18 protein-coding genes and 1 other annotated feature are annotated in these 20,454 nt (G+C 35.9%); of the genes, 4 read left to right on the top strand and 14 right to left on the bottom strand.

Annotated elements, in window-relative coordinates; translation table 11 throughout:
- The first annotated feature begins 192 nt into the window (after positions 1 to 192).
- Positions 193 to 406, top strand: a binding site (T-box leader).
- Positions 407 to 698: 292 nt separating this feature from the next.
- Positions 699 to 1,535, top strand: coding sequence for a pyrroline-5-carboxylate reductase (gene proC / locus ACTYBU_RS22160; RefSeq protein ID WP_445493208.1), 837 nt, complete (start codon positions 699 to 701; stop codon positions 1,533 to 1,535).
- A 652-nt stretch (positions 1,536 to 2,187) separates the two neighbouring features.
- Here the strand turns inward: proC and ACTYBU_RS22155 are convergent.
- Both ACTYBU_RS22155 and rnz read right to left on the bottom strand, forming a co-directional pair.
- Entirely contained in the window at positions 2,188 to 2,946 is a 759-nt protein-coding gene (locus ACTYBU_RS22155) for a GNAT family N-acetyltransferase (protein WP_445493206.1), read from the bottom strand.
- A gap of 70 nt (positions 2,947 to 3,016) precedes the next feature.
- Positions 3,017 to 3,934 carry a ribonuclease Z gene (rnz, locus tag ACTYBU_RS22150; protein ID WP_445493204.1) on the bottom strand — a complete coding sequence of 306 codons (918 nt, stop codon included), beginning with the start codon at positions 3,932 to 3,934 and terminating at the stop codon, positions 3,017 to 3,019.
- A gap of 1,018 nt (positions 3,935 to 4,952) precedes the next feature.
- Here rnz and zwf point away from each other — a divergent pair.
- Both zwf and ACTYBU_RS22140 read left to right on the top strand, forming a co-directional pair.
- Positions 4,953 to 6,458: a glucose-6-phosphate dehydrogenase gene (zwf, locus tag ACTYBU_RS22145; protein ID WP_445493202.1), complete on the top strand. Its 1,506-nt coding sequence runs from the start codon at positions 4,953 to 4,955 to the stop codon at positions 6,456 to 6,458.
- A gap of 180 nt (positions 6,459 to 6,638) precedes the next feature.
- Positions 6,639 to 7,739 (top strand): metallophosphoesterase, encoded by a 1,101-nt coding sequence (locus ACTYBU_RS22140; RefSeq protein WP_445493200.1) that lies wholly within the window; start codon positions 6,639 to 6,641, stop codon positions 7,737 to 7,739.
- Positions 7,740 to 7,900: 161 nt separating this feature from the next.
- On the opposite strand, the gene gndA is transcribed toward ACTYBU_RS22140, so the two are convergent.
- From gndA to ACTYBU_RS22120, 4 genes are all read right to left on the bottom strand, one after another.
- Positions 7,901 to 9,310, bottom strand: a complete 1,410-nt coding sequence (gene gndA, locus ACTYBU_RS22135; RefSeq protein WP_445493198.1) for an NADP-dependent phosphogluconate dehydrogenase — start codon at positions 9,308 to 9,310, stop codon at positions 7,901 to 7,903.
- 157 nt (positions 9,311 to 9,467) lie between these two features.
- Positions 9,468 to 10,733 carry a DNA polymerase IV gene (locus tag ACTYBU_RS22130; protein WP_445493196.1) on the bottom strand — a complete coding sequence of 422 codons (1,266 nt, stop codon included), beginning with the start codon at positions 10,731 to 10,733 and terminating at the stop codon, positions 9,468 to 9,470.
- Between the two features lie 31 nt (positions 10,734 to 10,764).
- Positions 10,765 to 11,238 carry a chemotaxis protein CheW gene (locus ACTYBU_RS22125; protein ID WP_445493194.1) on the bottom strand — a complete coding sequence of 158 codons (474 nt, stop codon included), beginning with the start codon at positions 11,236 to 11,238 and terminating at the stop codon, positions 10,765 to 10,767.
- A gap of 231 nt (positions 11,239 to 11,469) precedes the next feature.
- Positions 11,470 to 12,591 carry a M20/M25/M40 family metallo-hydrolase gene (locus ACTYBU_RS22120; protein WP_445493192.1) on the bottom strand — a complete coding sequence of 374 codons (1,122 nt, stop codon included), beginning with the start codon at positions 12,589 to 12,591 and terminating at the stop codon, positions 11,470 to 11,472.
- A gap of 206 nt (positions 12,592 to 12,797) precedes the next feature.
- On the opposite strand from ACTYBU_RS22120, the gene prli42 reads away from it, so the two are divergent.
- The gene (prli42, locus tag ACTYBU_RS22115; protein WP_445493190.1) at positions 12,798 to 12,908 is read left to right on the top strand and encodes a stressosome-associated protein Prli42; all 111 of its coding nucleotides are present in this window, start codon (positions 12,798 to 12,800) and stop codon (positions 12,906 to 12,908) included.
- 249 nt (positions 12,909 to 13,157) lie between these two features.
- Here the strand turns inward: prli42 and ACTYBU_RS22110 are convergent, their stop codons facing one another.
- From ACTYBU_RS22110 to ACTYBU_RS22075, 8 genes are all read right to left on the bottom strand, one after another.
- Positions 13,158 to 13,670, bottom strand: a complete 513-nt coding sequence (locus ACTYBU_RS22110) for a L,D-transpeptidase (RefSeq protein ID WP_445493188.1) — start codon at positions 13,668 to 13,670, stop codon at positions 13,158 to 13,160.
- A 133-nt stretch (positions 13,671 to 13,803) separates the two neighbouring features.
- Complete coding sequence (locus ACTYBU_RS22105; protein WP_445493186.1) at positions 13,804 to 14,526, bottom strand: amino acid ABC transporter ATP-binding protein; 723 nt, start codon at positions 14,524 to 14,526, stop codon at positions 13,804 to 13,806.
- A complete protein-coding gene (locus ACTYBU_RS22100; protein ID WP_445493184.1) occupies positions 14,519 to 15,178 on the bottom strand; it encodes an amino acid ABC transporter permease in 660 nt (219 codons plus the stop codon). The genes ACTYBU_RS22105 and ACTYBU_RS22100 overlap by 8 nt, the downstream gene beginning before the upstream one ends.
- A 104-nt stretch (positions 15,179 to 15,282) precedes the next feature.
- The gene (locus ACTYBU_RS22095) at positions 15,283 to 16,050 is read right to left on the bottom strand and encodes a transporter substrate-binding domain-containing protein (RefSeq protein WP_445493182.1); all 768 of its coding nucleotides are present in this window, start codon (positions 16,048 to 16,050) and stop codon (positions 15,283 to 15,285) included.
- Between the two features lie 331 nt (positions 16,051 to 16,381).
- Positions 16,382 to 16,819 (bottom strand): BrxA/BrxB family bacilliredoxin, encoded by a 438-nt coding sequence (locus tag ACTYBU_RS22090; RefSeq protein WP_445493180.1) that lies wholly within the window; start codon positions 16,817 to 16,819, stop codon positions 16,382 to 16,384.
- 195 nt (positions 16,820 to 17,014) lie between these two features.
- On the bottom strand, positions 17,015 to 18,277 hold the full coding sequence (locus tag ACTYBU_RS22085) for a dihydrolipoamide acetyltransferase family protein (RefSeq protein ID WP_445493178.1): 1,263 nt from the start codon (positions 18,275 to 18,277) through the stop codon (positions 17,015 to 17,017).
- Positions 18,278 to 18,296: 19 nt separating this feature from the next.
- Positions 18,297 to 19,280 carry an alpha-ketoacid dehydrogenase subunit beta gene (locus ACTYBU_RS22080; protein WP_445493176.1) on the bottom strand — a complete coding sequence of 328 codons (984 nt, stop codon included), beginning with the start codon at positions 19,278 to 19,280 and terminating at the stop codon, positions 18,297 to 18,299.
- Positions 19,281 to 20,285, bottom strand: a complete 1,005-nt coding sequence (locus ACTYBU_RS22075) for a thiamine pyrophosphate-dependent dehydrogenase E1 component subunit alpha (protein ID WP_445493174.1) — start codon at positions 20,283 to 20,285, stop codon at positions 19,281 to 19,283.
- Positions 20,286 to 20,454 lie beyond the last annotated feature (169 nt).

Genomic DNA, 20,454 nt, shown 5'->3' with positions numbered 1-20,454 from the left:
GGAGTAAGACCCCTGCCTCAATATTCCGAGAAATCGAGGAAGATAAGCGGGGGATAACTGCCCGTAAAGGTCCGATAAGTGCAACTAACCATCAGTGGGGGATGAAGAAAACCCCCACTGATGGAAGTTTACTTTATCTGTCTCTTGACAGACAAGCCATTCTTCTTGCATAATCAAAGCAATTTCATAATGACATAAATGATGACTAAGACTAGTAAATGAGATAGATACGATTAGAGAATGAAGTTCTAGGCTGAAAAACTTCATCGAAGCTCTCCTCATTGAACCTACCTTACGAGTTGATAGGCAAACCTAAACGTATTCCGTCGTTATCCGGACCAGAGAATCAGTATTTATTTTTACTAAATTAAGGTGGTACCGCGGAATTCAACCTTTCGTCCTTTATTGGATGGAAGGTTTTTTATTGCATAAGAACAAAAGTGCAAGCCCCTTGATTATCGACGTAAGGACTGGTAGATTAAATTTGCAATAAAAGGAAGATCGACTAACTACTCCACACCCTTATGTCATCGTCGATTGACTTTCATCCGTCAATCCTTGGATATAGCAGACACAGGTTATCCCGTCCATCGGAGGGAAATGCGGACGAACTGCTTAAGTTGCCACAAATCTATTTTGTTTATAGTTTACAAAGTAATAAAATAAATAAAAAGAGAAAATTTCCTGGAGGTAAAAGAATGAAGAAACTGGCTTTTATTGGTGCTGGCTCTATGAGTGAAGCATTGATTTCTGGAATTGTTGGAAGCAAAATGTTAAATGGGGAAGATATTTTTGTAACAAACAAATTGAATAAACAAAAATTACAAACATTAAAAAAGAAATATCAAATAAATTACTCCTACAATCTAAAAGAACTGGTGGAAGATGCTGATGCTGTCATCCTTGCAATGAAACCAAAAGATGTAAAAGAAGCGATCAACGAAATGAAAGTATATTTATCAAAAAATACACTTCTTATTTCTGTATTAGCTGGTGTCAGCATTAAAAGTTTAGAATTATTAGCTGAATGTACACTTCCAATCGCCCGTGCAATGCCAAATACTTCAGCTACAGTCGGTAAATCAGCGACGGGAATTGCAATGAATAAGCATGTTAATGAAAGCCAAAAACAATTTATATTAAACATATTTGAAACGGTTGGCTTAACAACCGTGGTAGAAGAAACTCAACTAGATGCTGTAACTGGGCTTTCTGGTAGTGGGCCTGCTTATATTTATTATCTTGTAGAAGCAATGGAGAAAAGCGCTGTTGAAATTGGTCTAGATAGACAAATAGCAAATGAATTGATTGTACAAACACTTAAAGGCGCAGCTGAAATGCTTTCCACCTCATCTAAATCACCTGAGGAGCTTCGAAGAAATGTCACAAGTCCTGGCGGTACTACCGAAGCTGGCTTAAAAGTATTAGATTCCTTTCAAGTACAAGATGCTTTTATCCAATGCATTAAAGAAGCTACTGCCCAATCAAAACGGTTGGGAAATGCTTTAAGCGAACAGTTAAAAATTTCAAACTAATGAACAAAAGAGCAAGCGCCTTGATCATCGCCGTACAAACTGGAAGGGCTTCGACTGAGATAAGGCGAGACTTCCATCATGGGATGTTTTTTCCCATGATGGTTAGTCAAGTCGATCAGGTTTTTACGGGCAGTTATTTCATCCACCATCTTTTTTCAGGTACTCTTACTGCCCGTTAATACGTGATAAAGGAAACACGATGAGCAATAGCGAATCGATGTTGACTTATCGTAGGGAGATGACCTGAAGTTTGATAGGCGATAGGCGCTCGATTAAGTACGCAAAAGAGGAAAATCGACTAAATACGCAACGTCCTGTTGCAACGTCGATTGACTCGCATCCTGCGAGCCTGTTGCAACATCGGCACTAGTACATCCTGTACGTCGGAGCTGGACGCGAACCATACTGCTAAGTTATCCACCACTCTATTTCGTTTATCATTTCCTAGACAGCAAAAAGGAAAGTCCAAAATGACACATCATCTTGGACTTTCCTTTTTAAATGAATCTATTAACAGACCTTTCTATACGGCAATAAAAAAACAGAAAAAACAATCATTCAAAAGGGTCTATTCTGTTTGAATTGTAGATTTCTGCTTGCTTTTAAAGCCTGCAGCTCCCTAACAGAGGTAGTATCACCACTTTCCAGCCCATTACTGTTTACATACTTTTTGCGCTTCGTATTTAAAGCCAATATACTGATAGTTTTGTTTTCGGTACATCGTTCTTGCCGTATCTTCCCCATCGGCAACTAAAATCACTGTTTTTTCAGGTAATTCATTCATAATAAACTTCTGCATATGGCTTCCGATGCCTTTTTTCTGCAGCGACTCCAGGACATAAAAACCATCAATTTCTGCTGTTTTATTGGAAATATAAACAGTTAGCGCTCCTGCTGGTATACCTTTATAAAAAGCAAGCAGAAGCATCGTATAGCGGTCCTTTAATTGCCGCTTATACTGCTCCGCTTTTTGCTCGGCAAAGTCCTTTCCATATTTTAGGTCCTGCTGATATTGCAGTTCGAGAAATAAATCTGCGTTTTTTTCAGAAACTCTTTGAACGTTTATATCAGGATCATTGCTAAACGACGGAAATTGCTTTGGCTTAATACCATATAATTCAAGAAAACCGATATCATAATTTGCACTCTCGGTATACTCTTCAAGTTCCACAGTAAGTTTTTCATTTTCAGGAAAACAAAATTTTAGATGGTTTTGGTTGTTTTGCAAATGGAATTCTCTCAAATAAGCTTCAGCGTCATTAAATTCAATAAATGAAGGCATCCGTTTAAATTCGAGAAAATTACTATCATAACTCAGCAGCACTTCAGGATAATGATAGTGTCTAAAAAGGCTGTTTTCAAAAACTATTTTGCTTGGCGTATAAATATTTTTAAATGATAGTAATCTCACTTTTATTTTCTCCTTATCAAAACATTCTCGCTATGCCAATATTAAAAGACCATTGCCTTTTTACGTCCTTCTAACTGATCGGGTATATTTTCAAATCTTCAGCTATTTGTACATCAGCAAAAACACCTTGTGCTTCTGCTAATAGTTCCTGCGTTTTGTTTTGATCATATCTTGCACTAATATGTGTTAGAATAAGTTGCTTTATATTCGCTTCCTTTGCTATATTTGCTGCTTGAACAGTTGTAGAATGATAATATTCTTTTGCAAGTTCACCTTCATCCCTCGCAAACGTTGCTTCATGAACAAGGATGTTCGCATTTTTGGCTAAAAGAGATGCTGATGGACAAACCCTTGTATCCCCTAATATCGTGATAATTCTCCCTTTAATAGCCGGACCAACAAAATCTTTGCTTTTTATATATGTTCCATTTTCTAATATTACGTCTTCTCCATTTTTTATTTTTTTAAATAAAGGTCCTGGTGTCAGTCCGATTTTCTGAAGCTTATCTGTCAAAAGTTTACCAGGACGATCTTTTTCTGTTACACGATAGCCAAAACAGGTTACCCCATGCTCTAACTTCCTCGCTTCAACAGTAAAATCTACATCTTCAAAAATAACCCCTTCTTCAATTTCTTCTACTTGAATTTCGTACTTTAAATACGTTTGACTAACAGAAAGACTTGTTTCTATATAGATTTTAAGTCCTTTTGGACCATATATGGTTACAGGCGATTCTCCCCCTTGAAAGGATCTGCTTGCTAAAAACCCCGGCAAGCCATATATATGATCGCCGTGCAAGTGTGTAATAAAAATTTTTTCTATTCTTTTCGGTTTAATCGTAGTATGCAAAATTTGATGCTGTGTAGCTTCTCCTACATCAAACAGCCATATACTGCCTCGTTCTTCTAAAAGTTTTAATGCAATACTGGTAACATTCCTTGACTTAGCCGGAATACCTGCACCTGTTCCTAAAAATTGTAATTCCACAAATACACACTTCTTTCTTTCCAATTTATTCATAAAAAATTTTCTTAAACAAACAACAATTGCCATCCATGATAAAGCTCTTAACGTATAGAACTAGTCACCTTTAATTTATATGTAAAAAGAATAGCTCCCTATTAAGATGTTATTGACTCTTCTATGATAAAGTGAACCTTCCATCAGTGGGGGTTTTCCTCATCCCCACTGATGGAAAGCTTGCGGTCCACAGGATGTGGATCACACAAACGTTGCCTTAGGAATTGGCTACCTTCCCTTCGTTTGTGTATCTCTATCGGACCTTAACGGGCAGTAAGAGTGGGATAAAAATAATTTTTCTATATAATACTATACAAAGTATTAATTACAGACATACTTTCATTAAATTAATCCCTTTAGTATAATAGAAAAAGAAGTAGTTACCAAAAAATATTTTTCTTTTTTCCTAGTATATTGATCGATTTTAATGTATTATCTACAATAATGAATTATTTAATAAATTTCAGAAAAGTATAATCAATTCTGATTCTGCGTCCAAAAGATCATTATACCTTTAAAACGGAAGAAGAAAAAAATATTCTATTATTTTCCCTATATCTACACTAAAAAAATGATTTTTCTAAAATTTCAGTTAAAACGAGCAAATTCCAAACATAATGTTTGCTTAATTAGCAAGAAACAGATAAAATTTTATTTCGGAACAAATAATTTATTGCAAGGTAAAATGAAAAAGTAAGAATATTATGTTTTCAACTTCTTCAATACCTGTTATTCTTTTATAAAGTTTATTTTATAATAACTTATAAAAAAGAATGATGCTAATTTGAAATAAAGTGTAGATAAAAGAATTCCTTGCATAAGCAACAGGCTCATTGGAACTGTTAGTATTACTAGGTTGAAGCCTTGGAATTAGTCAATTATCTTCTGAGAAAGGCGAACAACAAATAAAAAGAGCATTTCTCGCAAGCTTGATTCAAAGCTAATTCGAAATTTTTACATATTTAATGAAAAGAGGTCCAAGAAAGTGAATCAAAATCAACAATCTAATGCACTTATCATGATTTTCGGAGCAACTGGAGACCTTGCAAACCGCAAGCTGTTTCCTTCTCTCTACAGACTTTATCAAAAAGGAAAATTAACTCGCTTTGCAGTTGTCGGCGTTGGAAGAAGAACGTTAACGAATGAACAGTTTATCCAAAATGTTCAAAATTCTGTTGCAGAATCGATTGCAAATACAGAAGCAAGTGATTTAGAAACATTTGCTTCCCATTTCTGCTATCATTCACACGATGTAACGGATTCAAGTTCATATATCGCTTTAAAAAATATTGCAGATGATTTAGATGCAAAATATGAATTAGGCGGAAACAGAGTGTTTTATTTAGCAATGGCTCCTGAATTTTTCGGACCAATTGCTATCCATTTAAAACAAGATGGACTTACAGATGTTGCCGGCTACAAACGATTAATCATAGAAAAACCTTTTGGTCACGATTTAACATCAGCTCAAGAGCTGAATAATCAAATAAGAACAGCATTTTCAGAAAATGAAGTATATAGAATTGACCATTATTTAGGAAAAGCAATGGTGCAAAATATTGAAACAATTCGTTTTTCTAATGCAATCTTCGAAAACCTTTGGAATAACCGTTATATAAGCAATATCCAAGTAACTTCCAGCGAAACATTAGGTGTCGAGGAACGCGGAAGATATTATGAAACAAGCGGCGCTTTACGAGACATGGTACAGAACCATATGCTTCAAATGGTCGCATTGCTTGCAATGGAACCGCCTATTCGTTTAACACCAGATGAGATTCGTTCTGAAAAGGTTAAAGTCTTCCGCGCAATGCGTTCAATTGTAGGAGACGAAGTAAATGATTATTTTGTACGCGGTCAATATGGTAAAGGAACAGTTAATGATGTAGAGCTTCCTAGCTACAGGGAAGAGCCAATGGTTAACCCTGAATCGAATACTGAAACTTTTGTTGCCGGAAAAGTAATGATCGATAACTTCCGTTGGGCTGGAGTTCCATTCTACATTCGTACTGGAAAAAGAATGGAAGAAAAATCAACTAAAATTGTTGTTCAATTTAAAGATATTCCAATGAATTTATATGATAATCCAGAAAAAGAATTAACTCCGAACCTTTTAGTTATTCATATTCAGCCAGAAGAAGGCATTACCCTTCATTTAAATGCTAAAAAAGCTGGTCAAAATATGGAAGCAACACCGATTAAACTTAGCTATGCAAATACGGGAATTGCAAGCATTAATACACCGGAAGCTTACGAAAAGTTAATCGATGACAGTTTAAATGGGGATGCAACAAACTTTACGCACTGGGATGAAGTATCTCTTTCTTGGAGTTTTGTAGATGAAATTTCTCAAGCATGGTCGCAGACGCCTGCTACAAACTATCCTAACTATGCGTCAGGTTCAATGGGGCCAAAAGAAGCAGACGATTTACTAGAGAAAGACGGTTTCTTCTGGTGGCCAGTAAACCAGCTTGCAGTGGATGTTTGCTAACACCTAAATAAAAAACGTGAAATCTTCTATGATTTCGCGTTTTTTCTATCTTTGGAATAATGTTATTTGTTATTTCAAAATAGTATTTTCAAATAAACATGTTCCTCTATTCTTTTATGATGGTTTCATTTCCTGAACAGAAATGAAAAAAATTTATTAATTAATCGAAAGGAGTACTTTATGAAAAGAATTTGCCTTATCTCATTGAGTATCCTAATTTATCATGTCTATCTTTTTTATATTGGCTGGAATGGCTATGTATTATTTCAAACAGCATTCACTCATTTCCAGCTTGCTGCTTATATCATAATTGTACTTATATTGGCATATTCTTATTTTTTAAGCCACGCCTTCCCTTCCATTGCCATTTATAAAATACTTGGCTCATATTGGCTTGCTGTCTTGCAATATGCCCTGTTTTTGCTTCCTGCTGCCAATATTCTTTATTTTATCTTATCCTTTTACTTAGAACGGACGACCAATATATTAATTACCGGTACTATTGCTGTTATCACCTTTTTGCTTATTTTTCTATTTGGCACCTATAATGCTTATTCTCCTGTCATAAAAAAATACAAACTTACTCTGCCAAAAAAAAGCAGTCACCGTCGTTCATTAACAATTGCCATGGCTTCCGATATGCACTTCGGTACTCTTTCCGGCAATGCCCATTTAAATAAACTGGTTTCGAAGATAAATGAATTGCAAGCAGATCTAATATTGCTTCCAGGGGATATAATTGACGATGATCCCAATCCCTTTTTACAAAAGAAAATGGGCGATAAAATGAAGAATCTAAAAGCTCCCCTAGGTATTTTTGGTGTTTTAGGGAACCATGAATACTACGGCAAAAAAATTCCGGAATTCCTGCAAGAAATGGACCGAATCGGAATTAATATTTTATTGGATGAGAAAGTGTTGATTGACAACAGTTTTGTCTTGATTGGGAGAAAAGACAAAACTGATAAACAAAGGCAAACTATTCAGCAATTAGTGGAGGCTAAAAAAGAAGATCTTCCGCTTATTATGATGGATCATCAACCAGCAGAATTGACCGAAGCGATGAATGAGGGGATTGATTTAATTGTTTCTGGCCATACTCACCGCGGTCAAATGGCTCCCAATCACTTTATTACAAGAAGAGTATTTGAGTTAGACTGGGGCTATCTGAAGAAAAACCAGCTACATGCTATCGTCTCCTCTGGATTTGGGTTTTGGGGTCCGCCTATCCGTTTAGGAAGCCGTTCTGAAATTGTGTATATAGATATTCAATTAATATAAGAAAAGCGCAAGCGTCCTTGCTCATCGACAGAAAAAGCTGAACGCGGACCATACTGCTAAGTTATCCACCACTCTATTTCGTTTATCATTTACTAGAGAACAAAAAAGTCATTCTGAATGCTAACTAAATAGAAGCATCCAGAATGACTTTTATTATGGAATTATTTCATCCAATTTGTATGGAATACGCCTTCTTTGTCAATACGATTATACGTATGAGCTCCGAAGTAGTCGCGTTGTGCTTGCAAAAGGTTTGCTGGAAGTGTTTCTGTACGATAGCTGTCATAGTAAGATAATGCAGCCGCAAAGCTTGGTACAGGAATTCCATTCATAACAGCACCTGCAATTACTTCACGCAATGCTGCTTGATAATTTTCTGCAATTTCACTGAAATATGGATCTAATAATAGGTTTGCAAGATCAGCATCACGATCGTAAGCATCTTTAATCTTTTGCAAGAATTGAGCACGGATGATACAGCCGCCGCGGAAAATCATCGCAATTTCCCCATAGTTTAAATCCCAGTTATATTCTTCAGATGCAGATCTCATTTGAGCAAAACCTTGAGCATAAGAAACAATTTTGCTTAAATAAAGAGCTTTGCGAACTGATTCGATAAATGCAGCTTTATCGCCAGTAAAAGGTTGAATAGCAGGACCTGTTAAAACTTTGCTTGCTTTTACGCGTTCTTCTTTCATTGCAGAAATGAAGCGGGCAAATACAGATTCCGTAATCATTGGAAGCGGCACACCTAAATCTAATGCACTTTGGCTTGTCCATTTTCCAGTTCCTTTTTGACCAGCAGTATCCAATACTAAGTCTACTAATGGTTTACCAGTTTCTTCGTCTACTTTTGTAAAGATATCAGCAGTGATTTCAATCAAGTAGCTGTCAAGCTCTCCTTTATTCCAGTCAGCAAATACTTCATGAAGCTCCTGCGCATCTAAACCAAGCACGTTTTTCATAATAAAATATGCTTCACAGATTAATTGCATATCACCGTATTCTATTCCGTTGTGAACCATTTTTACATAATGGCCAGCACCGTCTGGACCAATGTAAGTTGTACATGGCTCGTCATTTACTTTAGCAGAAATATCTTTGAAAATTGGCGCAACAAGCTCATACGCTTCTTTTTGTCCTCCAGGCATGATAGATGGTCCTTTAAGCGCCCCTTCTTCCCCACCTGATACACCGGTACCGATGAAATGAATGCCTAATTCACTTAATTCTTTGTTACGTCTTTGCGTATCCACAAAGAAAGTGTTTCCTCCATCAATTACAATATCCCCTTTATCTAATAAAGGCTTTAATTGTTCAATTGTTGCATCAGTTGCAGGACCCGCTTTAACCATCAGCATAATTTTGCGAGGAACTTCCAAGGATTGAACAAATTCTTCTAGAGTATATGTCCCAACGAGGTTTTTGCCTTCTGTTTCTTGAAGCATTTCTTCTGTTTTTTCTTTTGAACGGTTAAATACGGAAACAGTGTACCCTCTGCTTTCAATGTTCATTGCAAGGTTTTTACCCATTACCGCTAAACCAATAACACCAAATTGCTGTTTTGTCATTTTTTCTTACGTCCCTTCTTACTTGTATGTATCTTTTGTATATAGTAGAATTCACTTTACTTTAGCAAGATTCTGTTATATATGCAACTATTCTAACTGAAGAAGCACTACTTTTTCTATAGGTTTTATAAAAAAAATTTTCTTCTGATGCTTTTTTCTATAAAAATTTCTTTCTTTGCAAAAAGTCTTTATTAAAACTCGTTTGTGTGCCGATATTTTCATCTATTTTAACGCCATGGCGCTCGCTTGCATGGTCAATAATGGAAGTACCATATTTTTCTTTTAATACGGCAATCGTTTTCAAAAGCGGTTCCCTTTCTGCGTCTTTTTCATAGGAGAATAAATCCAGTTGTTTTACTACAATATTATTGTCCGTTAAATCAGTTGCCGTAATTCCAAGCAGTCGAACAGGATTTCCATTCCAAGCTTTCAAAAATAATTCTTTGCTTTTATTTAGTATATCTTCTTCCATTTTTATAGGATTATCCAATTTCATGCTTTTTGTAAAATTTTTTCGGTTGCCATACCTAATGGTAATGCTTAAAGCATTCGTATGAACTTGTTTTTTTTTCATTCTCGTTGCGACTTTATGGGCTAAAGATTGCAAAACTTGAAAAAGTTCCTGCTGATGTGATATATCTTTCGGTAAAGTAGTTGAATTGCCAATGCTTTTAAATTCATTTGCGGCATCCGGGTCAACTGCTCTATTATCTTCCCCGTTTGCTTTTTCTTTTAGTCGGGCTCCATTTATACCTAAAGCAGCCTTTAACTGAAGCGAATCAGCTTCTGCCAAGTCTTTAATCGTGGCAATGCCGATAGATCTTAGCTTTTCCCCTGTTTTCTTTCCGACACCATGCATTTCCTCTACATCCATAGGCCATAAAATAACAGGTACATCTCTTTTTCTTATGATGGAAATTCCCATTGGCTTTTTTAAATTAGAAGCCATTTTCGCTAAAAATTTATTTGGTGCAATGCCAATGCTGCAAGGCAGATCTAAACGGTCAATAATACATTGTTGAATTGTTTTAGCAATATCAATGGGACTGCCTAAATCATAGCTATTTGTAATATCTAAATAGCCTTCATCAATAGATACAGGCTCTACTAGTGTCGTAAACTCATTTAAAATTGAAAACATCCCTAGAGAAGCTTTCCGATAGCGATCAAAGTTCGGACTCCTAACAAGCAAGTTAGGACAAAGCTTTTTCGCTTCCCATAAAGGCATTGTTGTTTTTACTCCATATTTTCTTGCTTCGTAGCTGCATGTGACAATAATCCCTTTCCGTTCCATTGCATTCCCTGCAATCGCCAACGGCTTTCCTTTCAAGGATGGATCATACGCCATTTCCACTGAAGCATAAAAACTATTCATATCAACATGTAAAATAACTCTTCCTTTTTTCGGATAATACTCTTTCATAGAAGCCCACATCCTATCATTCAATAGCAGTTTAGGCAGGTTGATTTTTCATATATTCTTTAATTTCCTTTAACCCTTCCAGTGAATTGATTAAAATAGCAGGATCAATCATCATCATTAAACGGTTTTCCAATTGAATGACACCAGAAAAATATTGTGTGTTTTGGTAGGCGGCAATTCCTGTCTGCTTGATTGATTCTTCTGGAATCATCAGGATTTCTTTTGCTTCACTCACACCGACAGCGAAAGTAAGTTCTTCTGTTTTTAAGACAATCAACCTGTTTCGGTCCGTCTTTTTTAATTCACGATTATACAATACTTTTTCTAAATTTATTACAGGTATTAATTCATCTCTTACATTTTTTATTCCGATAACATGGGAAGGCAAAGAAGGTACTAATGTAATTCCTTCTTCTTTTTCAATCGAAATTACATAATTAATACTAATAGCATATTCTCCTTCTTCCACTTGAAAAACAACAACCTTATTATTATTCTCCATCATTTCCTTATCAACCCCTCAAATAACATTTATCCATTTTTTCAGCTGACTTTCTTTATTTTCCCAGAGAAATTATCTTTTTAATTATATTATACTAATTTTTCTTAAAGGACTCTATTAAAACAATGAATATAAATTCCTTATTTGTCTTATAACCAGCCTTTTTTCTCCTTTCTAAGGCAAAAGAAGCACCATTCCATATTATTGGAATAAGTGCTTTTCACTAGATGTGATTTAATTCCCTGCTACTTCTTCAATAATTGCCAAGACCATTTCCGCTAATTTATTTAATTCTTCTATGGGCATTTTTTCATTTGTTGTATGTATATCTTCGTAGCCAACTGCTAAGTTAACGGTTGGAATTCCAAACCCACAAATCACATTGGCATCACTTCCACCGCCGCTTTGCTGCAATTCACAGCTTCTGCCTATTTTAGATGCAGCTTTACGGGCAACTTCCACTACATGATCTCCATCTCCAAATTTAAAGCCAGGATACATCACTTCCACTTCCACTATCGCTTCTCCGCCCATGTCTTTAGCAGTACTTTCAAATGCTTCCTTCATTTTCGCGACTTGATTTTGCATTTTTTCTTCTATTAAAGAACGAGCTTCTGCTAAAATATCGACGTGGTCACAAACTATATTTGTTTGTTTTCCACCTTCAAATCGTCCGATATTCGCTGTAGTCTCGCTGTCAATTCTTCCTAAAGGCATTTTGGCAATCGCTTTTGCAGCAATTGTAATGGCAGAAACACCTTTTTCAGGTGAAACACCTGCATGTGCAGTTTTCCCTAAAATAGTTGCCTTTACCTTTGCTTGGGTAGGAGCCGCCACAATGATATTGCCGACTTTCCCATCACTGTCTAGGGCATATCCATATTTTGCTTTTACAAGCGAGGAATCTAATGCTTTTGCACCAACTAGGCCAGATTCTTCGCCTACTGTGATGATATATTGAATCATTCCGTGGGGTAATTTATTTTCTTTTAACACCTTAATCGTTTCCAAAATTACTGCTAATCCTGCTTTGTCATCTGCTCCTAGGATGGTTGTGCCATCTGTTACAACATACCCATCTTGAATTGATGGATTCACTCCATTCCCAGGTACAACTGTGTCCATATGAGAGGTAAAATAAATGGGATCTGCATTTTCCGCTTTTCCTTTTAATGTGCAAATTAGATTGCCTGCTCCATGTCCTGTAATGGATGTTGTATCATCTTCCACTACTTCTAATCCTAAAGCAGTAAACTTATTTTTTAAAACTTCCGCTATCTCTTTTTCATACTTTGTTTCAGAATCAATTTTCACTAATTCTAAAAACTCGTTTAGCAAACGTTCTTCATTAATCATTATACATTCCTCCAAGTTATTACTCACTATCTTAGTATACCGTTAGCAAGATTTAACAGCAAATGAAACCTTGCAACTGTTGATAAATCTCCAGAGTTTGTGCTAATCTTTTACCCTTTTGCAAACCATCTCTGTTTTTAATTACCTTTTAGTTGTGGCATGTTCTATTTCTTAGTAAAATAAAAGAATAGAATCACTGATAGTAAATGGAGGATATAATGCGCAATCGTAATTTTAGAAAAACTGTAGTCTATTTAATGATATTTATTATGCTTCTATCGACTTTATTGGTAGGTCTCGGCATGTTATTTTCTTAAAATAAGGCTGTTTTCTAAAAGGTTTTTAACATGTTGAAAAACCTTTTAGAAATACTGAGCAGCCTGAATACACGTAGACACCTGCTTAGATTAGCGAGACCCTACAAGAGTGAAACGACGAAGCAGCTCAAGAAGTAGCCCCGTGGAAAACGAAGTGTATTCAGGCTGTACAACAAGCTATACAAAAAGAGCCTAAAATAAAAAGATAAATACCGGAAAAGGATTATTGCTTTCCGGTGTTTATTTGTTTTACCCCTTCCACCCTATTGCTCCAAATTCCTTCCCCAATTGTTCTGTACTTTTATTGGAGTTTATAACAAGCACCTTCGTTCCTAAAGGAATAGAATCAAAAATAGTTTGAATCGATTCATTCTGCATTCGAATACACCCTTGTGATACATATTCGCCTATGGATGCCGGATTATTTGTTCCATGGATGCCATATGTTCTTCCATCTGTTCCTTTTGCATCAAAACCAATCCACCTCGTTCCTAAAGGATTTTTCGGATGGCCACCTTGTATATTTTTTTTTCGATAATAAGGGTTAATCGCTTTAACTGTTATGGTGAAGACTCCTTCTGGCGTCATTTCTTCTGTTTTTCCTGTTCCCACACTTATAGTCGTTTGAACCCTATTTTCGTTCACAATACTTAATTCATTTGTACGTTTATTAATAATGATAAAGGGATCTCCTTGCAACGGATTGCTGCCTAATGGCCAAATCGGCGATATAAACAGCAGCATAGATAAAAGTTTTAACATATGCTCACCACTTTTTGCTCTTATTTTGTGAAATATGTTTATATATATACTTGAATTCCCTCTCCGAAAAATAAAATGCAAAAAAAAGAGCCATCCAGTTGAGTTGAATAACCTAACCGGAAAAGCTGCTTTTTTATAACATTTTTTGTAAAAACTCTTTCGCTCTTTCACTTGCAGGATTAGTAAAAAATTGAGCTGGTGGTGCATCTTCAACAATGGAGCCTTGATCTAAAAATAGCACTCTGTCTGCTGCTTCTCTTGCAAACCCCATCTCATGCGTGACAATCAGCATGGTTATTCCTGTATCGGCTAATGATTTCATTACTTCCAACACTTCTTTTACCATTTCTGGATCTAGTGCGGATGTTGGTTCATCAAATAGTATAACATCCGGATTCATCGCTAGAGCCCTTGCTATGGCAACCCTTTGCTTTTGCCCTCCAGATAATCTATTTGGATATTCATTTGCTTTATTTTCCAAACCCACTTTTTGCAGCAATTCCAAGCCGTTTTTTTCTGCTTCTTGTTTGCTTAGTCCTTTTACTTTTATAGGTGCATACGTTATATTTTGCAGAACAGTTTTATGTGGAAATAAATGAAAATGCTGAAATACCATGCCTACATTTTCTCTTATTTTTTTGATATTAGTTTTTTTATTCGTAATTTCTACGTCTTCAATATATACTTTCCCCGATGTAGGTACTTCTAATAAGTTTAAGCAGCGCAGGAAAGTGGATTTACCAGAACCAGAAGGACCAATAATTGTGACAACTTCCCCTTTTTTAATGTCAGTAGAAATTCCTTTTAACACTTGCAACGAACCAAAGGATTTATTTAAATCTTCAACTTTAATCACTGCGTCTCATTCTCCTTTCCAGAACCTTAGCAAGCATGGTTAACAGCATAACTAATATATAATAAATGAGGCCAGCCAATAATAATGGTTCAAAATAAGAGTATTTTTCTCCACCCATAATATAAGCACGTCTCATAATATCCGTTACACCTATTACCGTTACAATCGCAGACTCTTTCGTTAAAGTTACTGCTTCATTTATTAGTGCAGGAAAGATGTTTTTCAACGCTTGAGGAAGAATCAAATCAAACATTGCTTGTTTTTTCGAAACACCAAGTGCCAAAGCAGCTTCATTTTGTCCTTTATCGACTGCAAGAATTCCAGCGCGGATAATTTCAGAAATATAAGCTGCAGAGTTAAGGCCAAATGATAATATCGCTGCAAATGATGGGGCAATTTCTATTCCTGTCACTTGTGGTGTACCATAATATATCAGCATTAATTGGAGCACAAGAGGAGTACCTCTAAATATGGATGTATAAGCATCTGCAATCCAGCTAAGAATCGGCAGCTTGCTGATTTTTAATACAGATAAAATAATTCCTAACACAAATCCTAATATTCCGGCTACGAAAACAATTTTTAAAGTTACAGTAATCCCTTGCATTAAAAATGGGAGCGAGGGAATAAACTGGTGAAAATTCAACTCCATTCGTACAACATTCCTTTCAAAATCTACAATGCATTCTTATAGAAAAAAATAAGAAAACGTTAAAGATAGAGCATCTTTAAACGTTTCTTATGCATTACGATATATTAGTTTCCAAACCATTTCACAACTAGCTTGTCGATTTCGCCGTTTTCTTTCATTTTTTTAAGCTCTGCATTAAATTCTTCTGTCAGCTTGCTGTTTTTCGGAAAAGCAATTGCTGATCCTGCAGAATCTTCTGGTTGAGGAGCTTCAACAGAAGTTAAGCTGTTGTCTTTTTTTAAATATCCTTGTGCAACTACATCTTCAATAATGGCTGCATCAAATCTTCCTGCTTTAATTTCTTGTAATAATTCAGGAATTCTATCTCTGTTTTCCACTTTTACTTTAACTGTTTTAGCAATTTCTTTCGCTGAATCTTCTTGAATGGATCCTAGCTGCACCCCAACTGTTTTGCCTTTTAGATCTTCTATACTTTTAATGCCACTATCTTTTTTTGTAATAACTAAATCTTTCGCTGAATAGTAAACATCACTGAAATCTACATTTTTCTTTCTCTCTTCTGTTGCAGACATGCCTGCAAGAACCAAGTCAACTTGTTTCGCTTGAAGTGCTGAAATTAATCCACTGAAGTCCATATCTTTCACTTGAATTTTATACCCTAATTTTTCTCCTAATGCATTGGCTAAATCAATATCAAAACCAATGATATCTTCGCTTTTTGCAGAGTCCACATACTCAAACGGTTTATAATCTGCTGAAGTTCCCATCTTTAATACTTTTTCATTTGAATTTTTATCTCCATTGCCTGTCCCTGTTCCACATGCCGAAAGTACTAACATGGCTAACAGCATCACAGCCATTAATTTTTTCATTTTATTTTCCTCCTATACTTTCAATCAAGTTGTATTCCTACTTAATATGTGTTATTCTCCATAAAAAATATCCTATTTTTTACTACATAATCATACAACACTATGAATTTTAACACATACCAATAATTATTCAATAGAATTTATACAAGTTTATTCGATGAAATATTATTCTGAAAAAATTTAATCATTTGATTTTTCTGATATTTTTTCTTATATAATTTAAATCGAACTAGTTTTATTAACATTTACTACATACCCTTTTTTATCAGAAAAAAACAAGAACAATAAGAAATTTTCTTATTGTCCTTGTTAATAATTCAATTATTTGATTTTACTTTTCTTCACAATAAGATTCAAATGCATTCTGCAGTTTTTCCACTACTTGCATTGGATCATGGCCTTCAATTTCATGGCGTTCAATCATTGTAAGAATTTCTCCATCTTTTAATAGAGCAAATGATGGCGAAGATGGTGCATATCCAGTAAAAAAAGATCTAGCTTTTTCTGTCGCCTCTTTATCTTGTCCAGCAAATACGGTAACTAATTGATCTGGTTTTTTATTGTAATGCAAAGAGTATTTTGCAGCAGGACGGGCAATGCCTCCAGCACATCCACACACAGAATTAACCATAACAAGCGTTGTACCTTGTTTGCTAATTGTTTCTTCCACTGCTTCTGGCGTAGTTAATTCTTTATATCCTGCATCGACTATTTCTTGACGGGCTTGGCGGACAACATCATTCATAAATAAATTAAAATCAATATTCATTGTTTCGCTCCTTCTTTTGAATAATTATCAAAATACTCTGTTTGCTTTTTCATCCTCTTTTAGTTTAAATATGTCATATCTATATTATTATTAATAATCACTGAATTTTCAATAATTATGCATATTTAAGCCCTATAGTTTAGAAGAATTAAATTTTTCTAATACTCCATTTTAAAGTACAGAAAGAGTATCACCTTAAAAAATAGGAGTGTTTGTTTCATCCGTATTTTCCAATAATTCTTTTACCCTTTGCATAAATCTTCCACAAACTAAGCCATCTAACACACGGTGGTCTAACGATAAACATAAATTAACCATATCACTTATTGCAATCATTCCATTTTTGATTACTGGTCTTTTCACAATAGATTCAACTTGCAGAATAGCTGCCTGCGGATGATTTATAATCCCCATTGACTGAACAGAGCCAAATGAGCCAGTATTATTGACAGTAAAAGTCCCTCCTTGCATTTCTTCAAGTGAAAGTTTGCCGGTTCTTGCCTTTTTAGCAAGCTCTGTAATTTCCTTTGCGATGCCTTTAATGGACTTTTCATCTGCATTTTTAATAACAGGAACAAATAAAGCATCCTCTGTTGCAACAGCAATGGAAATATTAATATCTTTTTTGCGGATAATTTTATCTCCAGCCCATGTTGAATTTACTTCCGGAAATTCTTTCAAGCTCCTTGCAACTGCCTTAACGAAAAAAGCAAAAAAAGTTAAGTTAAACCCTTCTACCGCTTTAAAATTGTCTTTTATTTTATTACGGTAATTTACTAAACTTGTTACATCCACTTCTATCATCGTCCAAGCATGAGGAATATCATGTTTGCTTTTTAGCATATTGGCTGCAATTGCTTTTCGAACACCTGTTACAGGAATAACGGCATCTCCGTTTTCAATAGAAGGCTGCTGTACTTCTTCTGCTTCGAATATAGGGACTGGTGCTTGATTTGTTATTTCATTCACAGAAACAGCAGGTGTTTTTTTGTTTTCACTATGAGGAACACCCGCTTCTACTGCTTTTAACACATCTTTGCGGGTAATCCGGCCACCGGCGCCTGTTCCGCTTAATGTTGTTAAATCAATTCCCTCTTGTTGGGATAAACGCAACACAGCTGGAGAATACCTTCGTTTATTATCGGACTGTTCCACTGTTTTTTTTTCAATTGGGGCTTCTTCCTGCTTCACAATAGAAGCTGGACTTGCTTTTTCTTCTCCTACTTCCATCGAACAAATAACTTCGCCCACTTGTAAAGTTTCTTCTTCTTTTGCCAAGATTTCAGAGATAACTCCAGTGAAGGAAGATGGGATTTCAGCTGTTACTTTATCAGTCATTACCTCAGCTAAAGGTTCATACTTATTTACTTTATCTCCAACCGATACTAACCACTTACTTATCGTGCCTTCTGTTACACTTTCACCTAATTGAGGCATTTTTATTTTTTCCATCGTCACCTTTTTACCCTCCTTTTTGTTAGAATTCTGCTAACTTTCTCATTGCATTTTCCACTTTTTCTGGATTTATTAAAAAGTATTTCTCCATTGTTGGAGCATACGGCATAGCTGGCACCTCATCACCTGCAAGCCGCATAACTGGCGCGTCTAAATCAAACAAACAATTTTCGGCAATGATCGCTGAAACTTCGCTGATGATGCTGCCTTCCTTATTGTCTTCCGTTATCAAAAGCACTTTCCCTGTTTTGCTGGCAGCTTCTATTATTGCTTCTTTATCGAGAGGATATACAGTTCTTAAATCTAATAAATGTACGGAAATTCCATCTTCCTCCAACTTTTCTGCTGCTTGAAGAGCAAAATGAACACATAAACCATATGTAATAACTGTAATATCTTCTCCATTACGCTTTACATCTGCTTTGCCGATTGGCAAAATATAGTCTTCCTCAGGAACTTCTCCTTTTATTAAACGATAAGCCCGTTTATGTTCAAAAAACAACACAGGATCCGGATCACGAACGGCAGCCTTAAGCAGCCCCTTTACATCATAAGGTGTAGACGGCATAACTATTTTTAAGCCTGGTGTATTTGCAAACATCGCTTCTACTGACTGAGAATGATATAATGCCCCGTGAACTCCTCCACCATATGGGGCGCGAATTACAATTGGACATGTCCAGTCATTATTGCTGCGGTATCGGATTTTTGCAGCCTCTGATACGATTTGGTTTACTGCTGGCATGATAAAATCGGCGAACTGCATTTCAGCGATCGGTTTAAGGCCATACATTGCTGCTCCAATGCCAACACCAGCTATCGCTGATTCTGCAAGTGGAGCATCAATCACTCTTTCTTCTCCAAACTGTTCATATAAACCAGCAGTCGCTTTAAAAACGCCGCCTTTTACACCAACATCTTCTCCCATTATAAAAACCTTTTCGTCCCGTTCCATTTCTTCGCGGATCGCCATTGTAACGGCATCAATATAGGAAATTACCGCCATTTATACTCCTCCTTCCTCTCCATAAACATATTTAAGTGTATCCTCTGGCTGTGCATAAGGTGCATTTTCTGCATAATCGGTTGCTTCATTTATTATTTGCATAATGTGATTATTCAGTTCTTTATCTTTATCTTCTGTCAGCACATTTGTTTGCACTAAATACTCTTTAAATTTCACAAGCGGATCATTCGCTTTAGCAGTTTCTACTTCTTCTCTTCCTCGATAGCTTCGATCATCATCATCAGATGAATGTGGTGTTAAACGGTAGGAAACTGTTTCAATAAGCGTTGGGCCATCGCCTCTTCTTGCCCTGTCGACTGCCTCTTTTGTAACACGGTATACTTCAATTGGATCATTTCCATCCACTGTAACTCCTGGCATGCCGTAGCCAATTGCCCGATCTGATACCTTTTCACATGCAAGCTGTTTTTCAATTGGAACAGAAATAGCATATTTATTGTTTTCACATACAAAGATTACCGGCAGCTTATGAACACCAGCAAAATTTGCTCCTTCATGGAAATCACCTTGGTTGGAGGAGCCTTCTCCAAAACTTACAAATGTAACAAAGTCTTTTTTCTCTATTTTCCCAGCAAGCGCAATGCCTACTGCATGAGGAACTTGTGTTGTTACAGGAGAAGATCCTGTAACAATTCGATTACTTTTTTGTCCAAAGTGACCGGGCATTTGTCTGCCTCCAGAGTTTGGATCTTCCGCTTTTGCAAATCCAGATAACATAATATCCTTTGTTGTCATACCAAATGATAAAACAACACCTAAATCCCGATAGTATGGCAGAATATAATCTTTGGTGTTGTCAAAAGCAAAAGCTGTGCCCACTTGAGCTGCTTCTTGACCTTGGCAGGATATAACAAAAGGTATCTTTCCTGACCGATTTAATAGCCACATTCTTTCATCTATTCTTCTTGCAAGCAGCATTTTTTCATACATAGCAAATACTTGCTCATCACTTAATCCCACTTTTTTATGGCGATTTTCAACCATATTTGTACCTCCTATTTTTTCTATACTTAATTTGAAGATAAGAACGTATACAATTTTTTTAATCAGATGAATGTCTAGCGCCTATCGCCTTTCGTACTTCAGATCGCTCCCTGCGATAAGTCAAGCACGAACTCGCTAACGCTCTTCGTGTTTCCTTTATCTCAGTCGA

It is taken from the genome of Niallia sp. 03133 (genome assembly GCF_052663225.1).
This window is presented reverse-complemented; position numbering and strand designations above follow the sequence as displayed.

What these genes read in the sequence shown, in the direction of transcription:
- proC (WP_445493208.1), top strand. Translation starts at nt 699, where the DNA reads ATGAAGAAACTGGCTTTTATTGGTGCTGGCTCTATGAGTGAAGCATTG.
- ACTYBU_RS22140 (WP_445493200.1), top strand. Translation starts at nt 6,639, where the DNA reads ATGAAAAGAATTTGCCTTATCTCATTGAGTATCCTAATTTATCATGTC.
- gndA (WP_445493198.1), bottom strand. Translation starts at nt 9,310, where the DNA reads ATGACAAAACAGCAATTTGGTGTTATTGGTTTAGCGGTAATGGGTAAA.
- ACTYBU_RS22130 (WP_445493196.1), bottom strand. Translation starts at nt 10,733, where the DNA reads ATGAAAGAGTATTATCCGAAAAAAGGAAGAGTTATTTTACATGTTGAT.
- ACTYBU_RS22125 (WP_445493194.1), bottom strand. Translation starts at nt 11,238, where the DNA reads ATGATGGAGAATAATAATAAGGTTGTTGTTTTTCAAGTGGAAGAAGGA.
- ACTYBU_RS22120 (WP_445493192.1), bottom strand. Translation starts at nt 12,591, where the DNA reads ATGATTAATGAAGAACGTTTGCTAAACGAGTTTTTAGAATTAGTGAAA.
- prli42 (WP_445493190.1), top strand. Translation starts at nt 12,798, where the DNA reads ATGGAGGATATAATGCGCAATCGTAATTTTAGAAAAACTGTAGTCTAT.
- ACTYBU_RS22110 (WP_445493188.1), bottom strand. Translation starts at nt 13,670, where the DNA reads ATGTTAAAACTTTTATCTATGCTGCTGTTTATATCGCCGATTTGGCCA.
- ACTYBU_RS22100 (WP_445493184.1), bottom strand. Translation starts at nt 15,178, where the DNA reads ATGGAGTTGAATTTTCACCAGTTTATTCCCTCGCTCCCATTTTTAATG.
- ACTYBU_RS22095 (WP_445493182.1), bottom strand. Translation starts at nt 16,050, where the DNA reads ATGAAAAAATTAATGGCTGTGATGCTGTTAGCCATGTTAGTACTTTCG.
- ACTYBU_RS22090 (WP_445493180.1), bottom strand. Translation starts at nt 16,819, where the DNA reads ATGAATATTGATTTTAATTTATTTATGAATGATGTTGTCCGCCAAGCC.
- ACTYBU_RS22080 (WP_445493176.1), bottom strand. Translation starts at nt 19,280, where the DNA reads ATGGCGGTAATTTCCTATATTGATGCCGTTACAATGGCGATCCGCGAA.
- ACTYBU_RS22075 (WP_445493174.1), bottom strand. Translation starts at nt 20,285, where the DNA reads ATGGTTGAAAATCGCCATAAAAAAGTGGGATTAAGTGATGAGCAAGTA.